Source organism: Pseudomonas fragi (assembly GCF_002269505.1).
Classification (GTDB): Bacteria; Pseudomonadota; Gammaproteobacteria; order Pseudomonadales; family Pseudomonadaceae; genus Aquipseudomonas; species Aquipseudomonas fragi_D.
On record NZ_NQKQ01000015.1, the window covers coordinates 87,812 to 102,512 of the forward strand.

Genomic DNA, 14,701 nt, shown 5'->3' on the forward strand with positions numbered 1-14,701 from the left:
CGCGGTTAGCCTGCGCCCAAGGGGTGGGAAGGTGGCTCGGTGTGCGGAGCAATGGAGGGTGCGGCAAGGGCCGGGTCGTCACAGTCGCAGAGCAGGCGTTGGCCCGTGTCAACATTGAGCAGGGTCATGGCCCCGCCCCAAACGCAACCGGTGTCGAGTGCGAAGATGCCGGGTTCCTTGCAGTTGCCTTCCAGTGCTGCCCAGTGCCCGAAGATGATCTTGAGGCCCTGGGTTTTGCGTTCTTTGTAGCTGAACCACGGCGCGAAGCCGGGCGGTGCAGTGCCTACGCCTTCTTTGCTTTTGAGGTCGAGTTTGCCGTCTCGGGTACAAAAACGCATCCGGGTGAAATAGTTGGTAATAACCCGCAAGCGGGTCACGCCGGTCAGCTCGTTGTCCCATTTGGCAGGATCGTTGCCATACATGCCGTCAAGGTAAGGCCCTATAAGATTGTCATCACGCAGGGCTTGCTCGACTTCGCTGGCGCATTTGAGGGCTTTTTTCAGTGTCCACTGTGGCGGTATTCCGGCATGCACCAGTGCAATGTCGCGCTCGGCATCGTAATGCAGTAGCGGCTGCTGGCGTAGCCAGTTCAACAGCTCGTCGCAATCGGGAGCCTGAAGAATTTCGCGCAGGGTGTCGCCTTTTTTCAGACGCTCGATATTGCGGCCAACGGCCAGCAGGTGCAGGTCATGATTGCCCAGCACGCAGACCAGCGATTCGCGCATGCGGTACAGAAAGCGCAGGGTTTCCAGCGATTCGGGGCCGCGATTGACCAGGTCGCCCACCAGCCATAGCTTGTCTTTGGTGGGGTCGAAGGCCACACGTTCGAGCAGGCGTTTGAGCGGTTTCAGGCAACCTTGCAGGTCGCCAACAGCATACACCGCCATCAGTGCAGGGCTCCGGGCACCGCCAGGCGAAAGGGCGCAATAATGGCCTTGAACTCATGGCCGTCATCGGCATGCATCAGGTAGCTGCCCTGCATGGTGCCGACTTTGGTCATGATGACCGACCCACTGCTGTAAATGTGCTCGCTGCCGGGATCAATCCTGGGTTGCAGCCCTACAACACCGGCGCCACGGACTTCTTCAACATGACCATCGCCGTCGGTGATTACCCAGTGCCGGGACAGCAGCTTGGCGGGTATTGAGCCGTTATTGCGCACCGTAATGGTGTACGCAAAGGCAAAGCGCTGATGTTCGGGCTGCGATTGTTCTGGCAGATAACGTGTGACGACGCTGACGTCGACCAGATAGCGGGGATCGTGCATGCGAGAGGCCTTACTTGAAAGCGAAGACACAGTTCGGGATAAAACTGATGCCTGAGTCTAGGCCAAACAACGGGTACTAGGCCAGACGTGGCGTCTGGCCTGGCCCCCGTTTTTTCTCGGCGATCAGTCGGCGGCGGGCGCCACGACCGGTTGCTCGCTGAGCTTGTCGGCCAGGCGCACGAAGGCGGCCAGGTCGAGTTGCTCCGGGCGTTTGCTGCCATCGACGCCTGCGGCTTCGATTTCAGCGTTGCTGAGCAAGGCTTTGAGGGTGTTGCGCAGGGTCTTGCGGCGCTGGTTGAAGGCTTCGCGAACCACGCGCTCAAGCAGGCGGTGGTCTTTTGCCGGGTGCGGCAGAACTTCGTGGGGCACCAGGCGGACAATCGCCGAGTCAACTTTTGGCGGCGGGTTGAATGCACCCGGGCCTACGTTGAACAAGTGTTCTACGCGGCAGTGGTACTGAACCATGATCGACAGACGACCCCAGTCACCACCGCCAGGTCCTGCTGCCATGCGCTCGACCACTTCTTTTTGCAGCATGAAGTGCATGTCGCGGATCAGGTCGGCGTTTTTCAGCAGGTGAAAAATAAGCGGGGTGGAGATGTTGTACGGCAGGTTACCGACCACGCGCAGGGTGCGCGGTGCCGCGTTGAGGCTCTTGAAGTCGAACTTCAGTGCATCACCCTGGTGCAGGGTGAAGTTGCTCATGCCGGCAAACTGGCGGTTGAGGATCGGCACTAGATCCTTGTCGAGCTCCACAACGTCGAGTTGACCACCGCTGTTGAGGATGCCTTCGGTGAGGGCACCCTGGCCCGGGCCGATTTCCAGCAGACGTTCGCCAGCCTTGGCGTTGATGGCGCGCAGGATGCGGTCGATAACCCCGGCATCGTGCAGGAAGTTCTGACCAAAGCGCTTACGCGCCTTGTGTTGGTATTGCTCGTTCATATACGGGTCTCGGCCATCTGGTAGGCGGTTTCCAGGGCGACTTGCAGGCTGCCGGTATCGATCTTGCCACTACCCGCCAGATCCAGGGCGGTGCCGTGGTCGACAGAGGTGCGGATAATCGGCAAGCCCAGGGTGATGTTGACGGCGGCACCAAACCCTTTGTACTTGAGTACGGGCAGGCCTTGGTCGTGGTACATCGCCAGCACTGCGTCGCAGTGTTCCAGATATTTTGGGGTAAACAGAGTGTCGGCAGGCAGCGGGCCACGCAGGTCCATGCCCTCGCTGCGCAGGCGCTCCAGGGTTGGTTCGATGATGTCTGTTTCTTCGTGGCCCAAATGGCCGCCTTCACCTGCATGGGGGTTGAGCCCGCATACCAGGATTCGCGGCCGGGCAATGCCGAATTTTTGTTGTAAGTCGGCGTGCAGAATGCGGGTGACCCGCATCAGTCGCTCGGGGGTTATTGCATCGCTGACCTGACGTAGCGGCAGGTGCGTGGTGACCAGTGCCACGCGCAATCCGCGCGTGGCGAGCATCATCACGACCTGTTCGGTGCGGGTCAGGTCAGCGAGGAATTCTGTGTGGCCGGAGAACGGGATACCCGCTTCGTTGATCACGCCTTTATGCACAGGGGCGGTGATCATGCCGGCGAAGTCACCCTTCATGCAGCCTTGTGCGGCGCGGGTCAGGGTCTGCAGCACAAAGGCTGCGTTGGCCTTGTCCAGCTTGCCAGCGGTAACCGCAGCATTGAGCGGGGTGTCCCACACGTACAGGCTGCCTGCCGGAGCCGGCTGATCGGGCCAGTTGCCTGGCCCGACCGGTAGCAGGCTGACAGCCACACCGAGCTGCGCGGCCCGCTCAAGGAGCAGGTCGCGGCTGGTGATGGCAATCAGGGGGTGTGGCTGGTGTTGCGAGGCGAGCAGCAGGCACAGGTCGGGACCTATACCTGCCGGTTCGCCGGGTGTCAGGGCAAAACGCTGTGTGTTCACTGCGCGGCCTGGCCTGCGCTGTCAGTACCGGTTGCGCCTGGCAGCTTGATTTCTACATAGGCCTCGTCGCGGATCTGACGCAGCCAGGATTGCAGCTCTTCATCGTATTTGCGATTACGCAGGGCGTTCATGGCCTGTTGCTCGCGAGCCTGGGTGGTGCTGTCAGTGGCACGACGGCCAAGGACTTCCAGAACATGCCAGCCGTATTGGGTCTTGAATGGCTTGGACAGCACGCCTTGCGGAGTGTCGGCCATGGCTTCGCGGAATTCCGGTACCAGCGAGTTGGGGTCAACCCAGTTCAGGTCGCCACCGTGGAGGGCGGAACCCGGGTCTTCCGAATAAGTCTTGGCCAGGGTGGCAAAGTCTTCGCCCGAGGTGATGCGGTCGTAGATTTTGGCGGCCAGTTCTTTGGTTTGCGCTTCAGTACGAATTTCGCTTGGCTTGATCAGGATATGACGGACATGGACTTCGTCCACCACCACGGATCCACCGCCACGTTTTGCGTTCAGCTTGAGGATGATGAAGCCGCCTGGCGTGCGTACTGGAGGTGTAACGTCGCCTACAGGCATTTCGCTGAGCATGCGGTCGAAAGGTGGTGGCAGTTGAGCAGCTTTACGCCAGCCCATGTCGCCGCCTTCCAGTGCCGTGTCGCTGCCGGAGCGGGCGATGGCCATTTGTGCAAAGTCAGCGCCTTGCTTGAGCTTGTTGTAGACCTCTTCAGCTTGCTTTGCCGCATTCTGGATAGCTTCCGAACTCGCGCTTTCAGGCGTCGGGATCAGGATATTGGCCAGGTGATACTCTTCGGACATCTGCATTTTGCCCAGGTCCGATGCCAGGAAGTTTTTCACTTCCTGATCCGTTACCTGAATGCGCTCAGCCACGCGGCGTTGACGCACACGGCTGATGATCATCTCGCGACGCACCTGTTCACGGGCATCTTCATAAGACAGACCGTCGTGGGCCAGGGCCTGACGGAACTGCTCGATGGTCATGTTGTTGCGCTGGGCAATGGTGCCGATGGCCTGGTTCAGCTCTTCGTCCGTGATGCGAATGCCTGAACGCTCGCCGATCTGCAGTTGCAGGTTTTCGACGATCAGGCGCTCAAGCACTTGCTGATCCAGAACGCTGGCAGGCGGTACGCCCTGGCCGCGCTTGGCGATGGTTTGCTGAACTTCGTGGACACGCTGGTCCAGTTGGCTCTGCATGATCACGTCGTTGTCGACGATGGCCACCACTTTATCCAGGGGCTGTACTGCAGCGCTGGCTGCAGTACCCAGGAACAACGCGCCCAGCATTAGCGGGCGCAGACACTCAGAAAGCTTGATCTTCACGTTCACGATAACCTTGGATGCCTTTGTCGAGGAAGCTCTCTACTTTGGTGCCAACAACGCCACCGAGACCTTTCAGCACAACTTGGAGGAAGAGACCATGGTCGCCCTTCTCGTTTTGAGGGGCTTCCTGGGTGTACTCGTCGTTGGATACCCAGTAACGGCTGATCAGACGAAGCTTCCAGCAGCAGTTGTCGTACTCGAAGCCACCGAAGGCTTCCAGGGTACGGTTGCGGTTGTAGTCGTACTGCCAGCGGCTGATGGCGTTCCATTGCGGCACGATCGGCCAGATAACCGAGAAGTCGTGCTGCTGAATTTTGTAATAATCCTTGATGTAACCCGGTTGACCTGGCGTACCAAAGTCGCCGCCACCGATGATCCACTTGCCGGTGTACTGGTCATAGCGAACCTGGTCATTACGATAGCGATAGCCGACGTTGACCACCTTGTTCGGGTTGTCCTCAGGTTGGTAATGCATCATCGCACTGCCTGAGCGCGGGCTGCGGGTTTCCGGGTCCCAGTTGTAGTCAGCAGTCGCACGCCAGTCGCGGTTGAAGCGATAAGCGTATTCAAGGGCATAAGGGGATACGCTGGATGTAGCGTCTTTGCGGTTTGCGTCAATGCCCGGCAACTGAACTTTGCGGTCCTTGAAGTAGTAAGCCTGGCCAACGCTGATACGCTGACGCTCAAAGCCGTTGTCTTCGATCAGACGGCTGGTCAGGCCCAGCGACAGCTTGTTCTCGTCGCCGACACGGTCGGAGCCGGTAAAACGGTTGTCACGCCACAGCGAGGAGTAGCTAAAGGTGCTCTCGCTGGTGTCAAAGACTGGGATGTCTTGTTGGTTGCGCTCGGGCACATACAGGTAGAACGCCCGCGGTTCCAGAGTCTGGCGGTAATTGGTGCCGAACCAGTTCGTATTGCGGTCGAAGTAAAGGCCGCTATCGATACTGGCGATAGGCACGCTACGGTTTTGTGAGCTCTTGTAATTCTCACCGGCCAGCAGAGTATTTTTACCTTCGCTATCAAGATCCAAGTCGTACTGGGTATACATGTACTTGAGAGTCGGCGTCACGAAACCATAGCTAGTGGTCATCGGCAGGCTCATGGCAGGCGCCAGGTTCAGGCGTGTGCCGTTCGCTCGGGCCAGGCCCTTGACGTATGTATCCAGACGCGGAGACGAGGTGTTGTCTTCGTTGGTGAAGTCACCGGTTTTCAGGTCGCGATCGAATCGCACCAGCTCGGTGTTGTACGCGAAGTTCAGGCCGCCCGGGTGAGTTGGCAGCATCCCGTTGAGGGTGAGCTGCGGCAACATGTCGTAAGGCGTGATCTGGGTAACGGTGGCCAGTTGATAGGCCTGCACGTTCAGCTTGGCGGTGTAGTCATCGCCACGGTAGCTGACGGCGCCCTGCTGGTTCAGGTAGTCACGGCTTTCAACGCCGATCTGGTCACTTTCCAGGTCCTGGAAGTAATACGGATCGCTGATCTTGGTGTAGTCGACTTCAGTCAGTACGCGGGAATCCAGGCCACCCTTGTGCTGCCAGTTGAGCATGTAGCGCTTGTCGGTGTAATCGGTCTGGCGCTTGCGGTCGTCGTTATCGTCGTTGAGGTACGCGGCACCGAACTGGCCTTCGCTGGACTCGGTCAGGTAACGGAACTCGCCTTCCATCAACAGGCCGCGCTTGGTCATGTAGCGCGGGTACAACGTGGCATCGTAGTTGGGTGCCAGGTTGAAGTAGTACGGGGTCACGAGCATAAAGCCAGTGTCGGTGCTGCTGCTGAAGGACGGCGGCAGGAAACCGGACTGACGGCGATCGTCGATCGGGAAATAGATGTAAGGGGTATAGAACACCGGAATGTCCTTGACCCGCAGCGTCACGTTGGTGGCCGTACCGAAACCGGTGGCCGGGTTCAACGTGATGTTGTTGCCCTTGAGCTGCCAGGCGTTGCTGCTTGGTTCGCACGTGGTGTACGTGCCGTCCTTGAGACGAATGACCGAGTCTTCAGCGCGTTTGGCATACAGCGCGCTGCCGCGGATGCGTGACTTGTGCAGTACATATTCGGCGTTGTCGACCTTGGCCGCACCGGTGTCCAGTTGCACATCGGCGTGGTCGCCGACGATCAGGGCACCGTTGTCACGCAGGCGTACCTTGCCATTAAGCTCGCCACGGCTTTCAGCCTGATACAGGCTGGCTTCGTCGGCTTCGATCTGCATGCTGCCCTGACGCATCACGACGTCACCGGCCAGGGTCGCAATCTGCTCATCCTGCTGATAGCGGGAGGCCTTGGCGCCAATAAAGGTCGGGGCGTCGCTTTTGCTGGTCGGGTCGTTCATGCCCGGACGGATGGGCTCCACGTACGAGCCGGAGCAGTACGGACCGGTTTCGGCCAGCTGGGCCGGGGTCAGCTTGTCGCGTGGTACCCAGTCGAGGTGGCTGTAGTCGTCGCTGCGCGCCTTGAGACCGCGGCCCTTGGCCTCGGTTACCAGCGGGGTCTGTTGGACCTGCTCGCTGGGCTCGCCGCTGGCACCTGCAGTCCCGTCGCTGTGCGACGGACGCGGTGGCAGTTGCGCCACGTTGGTTTTTGGTGCGCAATCCCAGCCACCCGTAGCCGACACGGAACAGTCATACTGCTCCTCGGCAAAAGCGAACGGCGTGGCTAAAGGTTGCATGGCCAGCAAACTGCCGGTTACCAGCAACGGAAATTTTTTACGAAACGCGGGGGATTTCAATGCCATCTTATTAGTCCGGGCTTCCTGCGTGCCATCAGCCCGCGGTGGGGGACCGCACGCCTATCGATGGTCTGGAAAAGATTCTGGATAATAAAGCATGACCCGCTTGACGGCTAGCGCCGTCGGAGACCCTTGTAATGCCTGACCAAGATGTACGCTTGCAACACCTGAAAGTTTGGCTGGATGAGCAGTTGGCAACCCTGTTCGAGAACGAGGGTTGGGGTGCTGTCCCCCCGGCCACGTTGACTGCTGCCAGTAGCGATGCGAGTTTCAGACGCTATTTCCGCTGGGAGGGCGATGGCCGCAGTTTTGTGGTCATGGATGCTCCGCCGCCCCAGGAAAACTGCAAACCTTTCGTCGATATTGCTGATTTTTTGCGGACTTGCCTGATTAACGTCCCGAAAATTTACGCTCAGGATCTCGATCGCGGCTTTCTTTTGCTCAACGATCTGGGCAACAAGACCTTCCTGGACGTGATCAACAGCACCAATGCCGACGAATTGTTCAAGGATGCCATCGAAGCCCTGCTGGCCTTTCAGCAACTGCCGATGACCGAGCCTTTGCCAAGCTATGACGTGGCCTTGCTACGCCGCGAGCTGGAGCTGTTCCCCGAGTGGTACGTGCGTGCTCACCTTGGGGTGGCTTTCAATGAACAGCAACAGGCCGCATGGCAACGGGTCAGCACACTGTTGATCGACAGCGCTCTGGCGCAGCCCAAAGTGCTGGTGCACCGCGACTTTATGCCGCGCAACCTGATGCTCAGTATTCCCAACCCCGGTGTGCTGGATTTCCAGGATGCGGTGTATGGCCCGGTGACGTACGACATTACCTGCTTGTTCAAGGACGCCTTCTTGAGCTGGCCTGAAGAGCGCGTGCGTAACTGGCTGCAGGATTACTGGAAACTGGCATTGCCGCTGGGCATCCCGGTGCAGCCGAATTTTGAAGAGTTCCTGCGCGCCAGCGACCTGATGGGTGTGCAGCGGCATTTGAAAGTGATCGGCATTTTTGCCCGTATTTGCCATCGCGACGGCAAACCGCGCTATCTGGCCGATGTACCGCGCTTCTTCTCTTATATAGAAGCAGTGTTGGCGCGTCGTCCTGAGCTGGCAGAGCTGGGTGAGCTGTTCGCCAGCCTGGGGCTGGTCAGCGAGGCCGATGCATGAAAGCGATGATTCTGGCCGCCGGTAAAGGCGAGCGCCTACGGCCGCTGACCCTGCATACGCCAAAACCCTTGGTGCGCGTGGGCGGCGTGCCGCTGATCGAGCACCACTTGCGGGCGCTGGCAGCGGCAGGTTTTACCGAGATCGTGATCAATCATGCCTGGTTGGGTCAGCAAATTGAAGATCACCTGGGCGACGGTTCGCGTTTTGGCGTGAGTATCAGCTACTCCCCGGAAGGTGAACCGCTGGAAACCGGAGGCGGAATTTTCAAGGCGCTGGCGTTACTGGGTGATGGCCCGTTTGCCGTGGTCAACGGTGATATCTGGACCGACTACGACTTTGCTGCCTTGCGCCAACCGCTGTCCGGCCTGGCCCATCTGGTGCTGGTGGGCAACCCTGAGCACCACGCCAGCGGGGACTTCAGCCTGGATGCCGGACGGGTTCAAGATGGCGTGCCGGGTGCCGATACGCTGACCTACAGTGGAATCGCGGTGCTCGACCCCGGGTTGTTCCAGGGCTGCACCGCCGGTGCTTTCAAGCTGGCCCCGCTGTTACGCAAGGCGATGGCCGCAGGGCAAGTGACAGGTGAACAATTGCAAGGACATTGGGTAGATGTGGGGACGCACGAGCGCCTGGCCGAGGTCGAGTCGTTGATCAAGGGCACCCGCTGACATGTTGTGGCCAGGGACTCTGATTGGAGCCGGAGCAGGCTTTTTCATTGCCAGTATTCCGGGGGCCATGCTCGGCGCTTTGTTGGGGCAGGCGTTGGACCGGCGCCTGCAGCTGCACAGTTGGGCACATCTGCTGGAGCGCATTGGCGCCCGGCCGGTGCTGCGTAATGATGAATTGCTGTTTGTGCTGCTTGGTCGCCTGGCCAAAAGCGCCGGGCGCGTGACAAACCGGCACATCGAGCAGGCGCAGCTGGAAATGCGTCAGCTCGACATGGCGCCCGCGGCGCAAAAACGGGCCATCGCGGCGTTCAACCGCGGCAAGTCGGGCAGCGATTCGTTACGTGGTTATCTGCTGCGCCTCAAAGCCCAGCCCCATGCGGCTGAAGGTGTGTTGCGTGCCTGTTGGCGGATGATTCTGGCCGATGGCCGGGTCGCCCCCCAGGAGCGCGAACTGATCGTGCTTTGGGGTGGCTGGCTGGGCTGGCCCCGGCAAAGGGTGCTGGCGTTGGGAGGTGAGCATGAAGCCCATCAAAAACCCCTGGCGACGCGCAGCGGCACTTATCAGCAATCGCTGATGTTGCTTGGGGTGACGGATGCCAGTGATTCTGAGCAAATCAAACGTGCTTACCGGCGCCTGCTCAGTCGTCACCACCCTGACAAGGTTGCTGGCACCGGAGCCAGCCCGGCGCAGGTGCGTGAAGCTACGGAAAAAACCCGCGAGTTGCATCAAGCTTACGCCCTGATCCGTGAGCGTCGCGGTTTTTAGCCGCAGCTACTTATCCACAGGCTGCGGGCTGAGCCAGCCGCGAACTCGCCTGAACAGTTGTTCCTGTTCGCCTTCCCGGTTACCCGGGGTGGCGATCAACCCCACTTGTTTGTAATTCGCGCTGTTGGCGCGCTTGCTTGCCTGCAATCGTTGCAAGGCGGCTTCGCGGGCCAGTGCCTGGTCGTTATAGAAGATGTCCAGCATTGATACGTTAAGCGCGGGTGTCAGTTGGCTCAAGTCTGGCTGCGCCAGTACAGGTTTGCGGGCCTGGACCATGATCAGTTTTTGAACCTGGGCCGGGTGTTTGGCGCTGACATAGCGCGAGGCCCAGTAGGCACCCGAACCGTGACCGAGCAACACAATGCTGCGCATGTTTTGATGCTGGGCGAAGGCGATGGCGGCATCGATGCGGGCAAAGATGCGCTCGGCGTCGGCTTTGTCCAGCGCTTGTGCCGTTTGCGCAACCTCGTCCTGCGGACTTTCGGTACCGGCACTGGCGGCCTGCTCGATGGGTTTGGCTGTGGTGCTGGCTGCCTTGCTGCTACTGTCTGTTGCAATTGTAGTGGGAGGTTTCTCTGGCTCGGCTTCCCGTGCCTGGCTGGCATCGCTTTGCATATCCGGCAAGCTCAGGCTCAGGCTGGCCCAGTTGGCGTCCGGCAGCTTGTTGCGCAGCGGGCCGACTACCCGCGGCCAGTCAGCGGTCTCGCCAGCACCGGGGATGATAATCACCGCACCTTCGGGAGCGCTGCTGTTGGCAGGTTTCCACAAGGCGAGAAAACTGTCGTTGGGCGCTTGCAACTGTTGCTGCTCATGCTCCGGGAGTTGTCGTTCAAGAGCTGTGGCATCTTCCTGACTGCGCTCGGGCAGTGGTTCGCGCACGACTGGCTTGGCCTCGGGTTCGGGCTCGGGTTCTGCTGCGAGCACGGGCAGGGCTAGCGGCAACATCAGGAACAGGCACAAAGCCGGCAGTGCCAGACGATAAGAAAGCATCGGTTATTCCAGGCCAGAAGTAGTACCGGCAGCGTAATGGGTTGATCCGTATTTGTCAGGGTGTGAGCGTGTGGATGAGACGTTTTTGCTCTCTGTGCAGGTCTAGAACCAGCAGGCATCCCACAAGGGGTAATCACCGATCCGCGTGGTCAATTGGGCGCGAATCGGGTTTTTGATGATGTAGCGGGCAGCGGCCTTGAGATCATCTTCCTGGCGCAAGGCCCGGTCGTGATAACCCTTTTGCAATAACCGGCTGGCAGATTGGCTAGCCCGGTTGACGGTGACGCAGCTGCGCGACTTGATGCGGCACATCAGCTCACCCAAGGTTTTACGGCGCAGCTCTACCAGCCAATGAAAATGGTCAGGCATGACCACCCAGGCGATTGAATGAACGATGCCGTCTTCATGGGCTTGCCTGAGTTGATTGACGACGAGGCGACCCAAATGGAAGTCGCTGAAAATCGGACGTCTATGATCGGTGACGGTTGTGAGCAGGTAAACGCGGCCATGTTCGGAGTAGCGGCCTTTTAGTAGTTGGTTGCTGGTAAATACTTTTGGCATTCCTTTGCCCTCGACGCAGTAGGTGTTTGTTTAACCTAGATGGCTAACGAGGGAGCGGCTTGATCCTTTATTCGCAAGATATTGCAGATAGGTCTTTCGGTCCTTTTCGCAGCCTTCGGCAGCGACTACAGATTATGTGTGTCTTTGTAGTCGCTGCCGAAGGCTGCGATCGGTCGCGAAGCGACCGCAAGGCGGTGTGCGGCACATAGCCAGCGGTATACAATGCGCGCCACCGTGTTTAGCCCACTAAAAGGTGCGTCATGCAGCCCTTCGCTATTGCCCCATCGATTCTTTCCGCCGATTTCGCCCGTCTCGGCGAAGAAGTGGACAACGTACTCGCCGCGGGTGCTGATATCGTTCACTTCGATGTCATGGACAACCATTACGTACCCAACCTGACCATCGGCCCGATGGTCTGCGCCGCCCTGCGCAAGTACGGCGTCACCGCACCCATCGATGCGCACCTGATGGTCAGCCCGGTCGACCGCATCATCGGCGACTTTATCGAAGCCGGCGCCACTTACATCACGTTCCACCCCGAAGCCACCCAGCACATCGACCGCTCCCTGCAATTGATCCGCGAAGGCGGCTGCAAGGCAGGTCTGGTGTTCAACCCGGCGACCCCGCTGGATGTGCTCAAGTACGTGATGGACAAGGTCGACATGATCTTGCTGATGAGCGTGAACCCGGGCTTTGGCGGGCAAAAATTCATTCCCGGTACGCTCAACAAGTTGCGCGAAGCCCGTGCACTGATCGATGCCAGCGGTCGCGAGATTCGCCTGGAAATCGACGGCGGCGTAAACGTTGGCAATATCCGTGAAATCGCTGAAGCCGGTGCCGACACCTTTGTCGCTGGTTCCGCCATTTTCAACACGCCAAACTATGAAGAAGTGATTCAGAAAATGCGCGCCGAGCTTGCGTTGGCCCGCCCATGAGCCGCTTTGAGCAGCTACTTCAGGGCCAGCTGCCAAAATTGGTGATGTTCGATCTGGATGGCACCCTGATTGATTCGGTACCGGATTTGGCAGAGGCCGTTGAGACCATGCTGCTCAAGCTGGGTCGACCACCCGCCGGGATTGAAAACGTGCGGTTGTGGATCGGCAATGGCGCGCCGATGCTGGTGCGCCGTGCCCTGGCCGGCAATATGGACGGCAGTGGCGTTGATGATGAGCAGGCCGAGCAGGCACTGGAGATTTTCATGCAGGCCTACGACGGTGGCCATGCACACACCAAGGTCTACCCCGGTGTCCGTGAAAGCCTCAAGTGGCTGCAAAAGCAGGGCGTTGAAATGGCCCTGATCACCAACAAGCCCGAGCGCTTTGTCGCGCCCTTGCTTGATGAACTGAAGCTGGGGCGGTTTTTTCGCTGGATTATCGGTGGCGACACCCTGCCACAGAAAAAACCCGACCCTGCAGCATTATTGTTTGTGATGAAAATGGCTGGCGCGACCCCAGCCCAGTCGATGTTTATCGGCGATTCACGCAATGACGTACTGGCGGCCAAGGCTGCCGGCGTTCGTTGCGTCGCGTTGAGCTACGGCTACAACCACGGTCGCCCGATTGAAGAAGAGTCACCAGATATGGTGATCGGCAACCTGCAAGAACTGATAGCCGGTTGCTTAGATTCTGCGCCTGAGATAACGTTGGGCAATTCTGTTTCCCCCTCTCGAAGAGATTCCATCGTGGTGGTCACCCGCAAACTCTGGATGAAAGTCATTAAGGCCCTGGCCCGCTGGCGTTGGCGCGCCTGACTTGAATCTGGCCGCATTGTCGGCACGTTTGCAAACCTGACCGTTTTACCCTCAGACCACGAGGCACCTCATGATCCGCGAAGAATTCCTGCGTTTGGCCGCTGCCGGCTATAACCGTATCCCCCTTGCCCGCGAAACCCTGGCTGACTTCGACACGCCGCTGTCGATCTATCTGAAACTGGCCGATCAGCCCAACTCCTATTTGCTGGAGTCGGTGCAGGGAGGTGAGAAGTGGGGGCGTTATTCGATCATTGGCTTGCCATGCCGCACGGTACTGCGTGTGCATGATCACCAGATCAGCGTGACCCATGACGGTGTCGAGATCGAAGCCTGCGAAGCGCAAGACCCGCTGGCTTTCGTTGAAGAATTCAAGGCTCGCTACAATGTGCCGACCATCGCCGGTTTGCCGCGTTTCAACGGCGGCCTGGTGGGTTATTTTGGTTATGACTGCGTGCGTTACGTGGAGAAGCGTCTGGGCAAATGTCCGAACCCTGATCCATTGGGTGTGCCGGATATTCTGCTGATGGTGTCGGACGCCGTGGTGGTATTCGACAACCTGGCCGGCAAGATGCACGCGATCGTGCTGGTCGACCCGGCACAACCTGACGCTTATGAAGAAGGCCAGGCCCGGCTTGAGGCCCTGCTTGAACAATTGCGCCAACCGATCACCCCACGTCGCGGCCTGGACTTTACGGCCCAGCAGGCGGCTGACCCGGTGTTCCGTTCCAGCTTCACGCAGGACGACTACGAAAAAGCTGTCGACACCATCAAGGACTACATCCTCGCAGGCGATTGCATGCAGGTGGTGCCGTCGCAGCGCATGTCCATCGACTTCAAGGCAGCACCGATCGATCTGTATCGCGCGCTGCGCTGCTTCAACCCGACGCCGTACATGTACTTTTTCAACTTTGGCGACTTCCACGTCGTGGGCAGTTCGCCGGAAGTGCTGGTGCGGGTTGAAGACAATCTGATTACCGTACGCCCGATTGCCGGCACGCGCCCGCGTGGCGCTACCGAAGAGGCCGATCTGGCGCTCGAAGAAGACTTGCTCAGTGATGACAAGGAAATCGCCGAGCACTTGATGCTGATCGATCTGGGCCGTAACGATACGGGCCGTGTTTCTGAAATCGGTTCGGTCAAACTCACCGAGAAGATGGTGATCGAGCGTTACTCCAACGTGATGCACATTGTGTCCAACGTGACAGGCCAGCTGAAAAGCGGGCTGACGGCGATGGACGCCCTGCGGGCGATTTTGCCGGCGGGCACGTTGTCCGGCGCGCCAAAAATCCGTGCGATGGAAATCATCGACGAGCTGGAACCGGTCAAGCGCGGTGTGTATGGCGGTGCAGTGGGTTACTTCGCCTGGAACGGCAATATGGACACGGCGATCGCCATTCGTACTGCAGTGATCAAAAACGGTGAACTGCATGTGCAGGCCGGTGGCGGTATTGTCGCGGACTCGGTCCCGGCCCTGGAATGGGAAGAGACGCTGAACAAGCGTCGTGCAATGTTCCGCGCTGTGGCTCTGGCCGAGCAAACTCCGCGAGATTAA

The 14,701-nt window shown here is 59.1% G+C and carries 14 protein-coding genes; 6 read left to right on the forward strand and 8 right to left on the reverse strand.

Going from position 1 to position 14,701, the window contains the following annotated elements:
• Window positions 1-5: 5 nt before the first annotated feature.
• From CJU81_RS14645 to CJU81_RS14670, 6 genes are all read right to left on the reverse strand, one after another.
• On the reverse strand, window positions 6-887 hold the full coding sequence (locus tag CJU81_RS14645) for a symmetrical bis(5'-nucleosyl)-tetraphosphatase (RefSeq protein WP_095037236.1): 882 nt from the start codon (window positions 885-887) through the stop codon (window positions 6-8).
• Window positions 887-1,267: a Co2+/Mg2+ efflux protein ApaG gene (gene apaG / locus CJU81_RS14650; protein WP_095037237.1), complete on the reverse strand. Its 381-nt coding sequence runs from the start codon at window positions 1,265-1,267 to the stop codon at window positions 887-889. Before apaG ends, CJU81_RS14645 begins: the two co-directional genes overlap by 1 nt.
• A 123-nt stretch (window positions 1,268-1,390) precedes the next feature.
• Window positions 1,391-2,209, reverse strand: coding sequence for a 16S rRNA (adenine(1518)-N(6)/adenine(1519)-N(6))-dimethyltransferase RsmA (rsmA, locus tag CJU81_RS14655; protein WP_016782429.1), 819 nt, complete (start codon window positions 2,207-2,209; stop codon window positions 1,391-1,393).
• Window positions 2,206-3,195, reverse strand: a complete 990-nt coding sequence (pdxA, locus tag CJU81_RS14660) for a 4-hydroxythreonine-4-phosphate dehydrogenase PdxA (protein ID WP_095037238.1) — start codon at window positions 3,193-3,195, stop codon at window positions 2,206-2,208. Before pdxA ends, rsmA begins: the two co-directional genes overlap by 4 nt.
• Complete coding sequence (gene surA, locus CJU81_RS14665) at window positions 3,192-4,532, reverse strand: peptidylprolyl isomerase SurA (protein ID WP_176464850.1); 1,341 nt, start codon at window positions 4,530-4,532, stop codon at window positions 3,192-3,194. The genes pdxA and surA overlap by 4 nt, the downstream gene beginning before the upstream one ends.
• Entirely contained in the window at window positions 4,507-7,257 is a 2,751-nt protein-coding gene (locus CJU81_RS14670; protein WP_095037240.1) for an LPS-assembly protein LptD, read from the reverse strand. Before CJU81_RS14670 ends, surA begins: the two co-directional genes overlap by 26 nt.
• Before the next feature lie 131 nt (window positions 7,258-7,388).
• Here CJU81_RS14670 and CJU81_RS14675 point away from each other — a divergent pair, with 131 nt between their 5' ends.
• From CJU81_RS14675 to CJU81_RS14685, 3 genes are read left to right on the forward strand one after another with little or no spacing between them, the layout of a single operon-like run.
• Window positions 7,389-8,414: an aminoglycoside phosphotransferase family protein gene (locus tag CJU81_RS14675; RefSeq protein ID WP_095037241.1), complete on the forward strand. Its 1,026-nt coding sequence runs from the start codon at window positions 7,389-7,391 to the stop codon at window positions 8,412-8,414.
• Window positions 8,411-9,082, forward strand: a complete 672-nt coding sequence (murU, locus tag CJU81_RS14680) for an N-acetylmuramate alpha-1-phosphate uridylyltransferase MurU (protein ID WP_095037242.1) — start codon at window positions 8,411-8,413, stop codon at window positions 9,080-9,082. Before CJU81_RS14675 ends, murU begins: the two co-directional genes overlap by 4 nt.
• Before the next feature lies 1 nt (window position 9,083).
• Window positions 9,084-9,848, forward strand: coding sequence for a DnaJ domain-containing protein (locus CJU81_RS14685; RefSeq protein ID WP_095037243.1), 765 nt, complete (start codon window positions 9,084-9,086; stop codon window positions 9,846-9,848).
• Between the two features lie 6 nt (window positions 9,849-9,854).
• Here the strand turns inward: CJU81_RS14685 and CJU81_RS14690 are convergent, their stop codons facing one another.
• The gene (locus CJU81_RS14690; protein WP_095037244.1) at window positions 9,855-10,838 is read right to left on the reverse strand and encodes an alpha/beta hydrolase family protein; all 984 of its coding nucleotides are present in this window, start codon (window positions 10,836-10,838) and stop codon (window positions 9,855-9,857) included.
• Window positions 10,839-10,940: 102 nt separating this feature from the next.
• On the reverse strand, window positions 10,941-11,399 hold the full coding sequence (locus tag CJU81_RS14695) for an REP-associated tyrosine transposase (protein ID WP_095037245.1): 459 nt from the start codon (window positions 11,397-11,399) through the stop codon (window positions 10,941-10,943).
• 260 nt (window positions 11,400-11,659) lie between these two features.
• On the opposite strand from CJU81_RS14695, the gene rpe reads away from it, so the two are divergent.
• From rpe to trpE, 3 genes are all read left to right on the forward strand, one after another.
• Window positions 11,660-12,334 carry a ribulose-phosphate 3-epimerase gene (gene rpe, locus CJU81_RS14700; protein ID WP_016782414.1) on the forward strand — a complete coding sequence of 225 codons (675 nt, stop codon included), beginning with the start codon at window positions 11,660-11,662 and terminating at the stop codon, window positions 12,332-12,334.
• Complete coding sequence (locus CJU81_RS14705; RefSeq protein ID WP_095037246.1) at window positions 12,331-13,149, forward strand: phosphoglycolate phosphatase; 819 nt, start codon at window positions 12,331-12,333, stop codon at window positions 13,147-13,149. Before rpe ends, CJU81_RS14705 begins: the two co-directional genes overlap by 4 nt.
• 70 nt (window positions 13,150-13,219) lie before the next feature.
• Window positions 13,220-14,701, forward strand: coding sequence for an anthranilate synthase component I (gene trpE / locus CJU81_RS14710; protein ID WP_095037247.1), 1,482 nt, complete (start codon window positions 13,220-13,222; stop codon window positions 14,699-14,701).

Coding starts and splice junctions, on each gene's coding strand:
- CJU81_RS14645 (WP_095037236.1), bottom strand. CDS start 887: ATGGCGGTGTATGCTGTTGGCGACCTGCAAGGTTGCCTGAAACCGCTC.
- apaG (WP_095037237.1), bottom strand. CDS start 1,267: ATGCACGATCCCCGCTATCTGGTCGACGTCAGCGTCGTCACACGTTAT.
- rsmA (WP_016782429.1), bottom strand. CDS start 2,209: ATGAACGAGCAATACCAACACAAGGCGCGTAAGCGCTTTGGTCAGAAC.
- CJU81_RS14670 (WP_095037240.1), bottom strand. CDS start 7,257: ATGGCATTGAAATCCCCCGCGTTTCGTAAAAAATTTCCGTTGCTGGTA.
- CJU81_RS14675 (WP_095037241.1), top strand. CDS start 7,389: ATGCCTGACCAAGATGTACGCTTGCAACACCTGAAAGTTTGGCTGGAT.
- murU (WP_095037242.1), top strand. CDS start 8,411: ATGAAAGCGATGATTCTGGCCGCCGGTAAAGGCGAGCGCCTACGGCCG.
- CJU81_RS14685 (WP_095037243.1), top strand. CDS start 9,084: ATGTTGTGGCCAGGGACTCTGATTGGAGCCGGAGCAGGCTTTTTCATT.
- CJU81_RS14690 (WP_095037244.1), bottom strand. CDS start 10,838: ATGCTTTCTTATCGTCTGGCACTGCCGGCTTTGTGCCTGTTCCTGATG.
- CJU81_RS14695 (WP_095037245.1), bottom strand. CDS start 11,399: ATGCCAAAAGTATTTACCAGCAACCAACTACTAAAAGGCCGCTACTCC.
- rpe (WP_016782414.1), top strand. CDS start 11,660: ATGCAGCCCTTCGCTATTGCCCCATCGATTCTTTCCGCCGATTTCGCC.
- CJU81_RS14705 (WP_095037246.1), top strand. CDS start 12,331: ATGAGCCGCTTTGAGCAGCTACTTCAGGGCCAGCTGCCAAAATTGGTG.
- trpE (WP_095037247.1), top strand. CDS start 13,220: ATGATCCGCGAAGAATTCCTGCGTTTGGCCGCTGCCGGCTATAACCGT.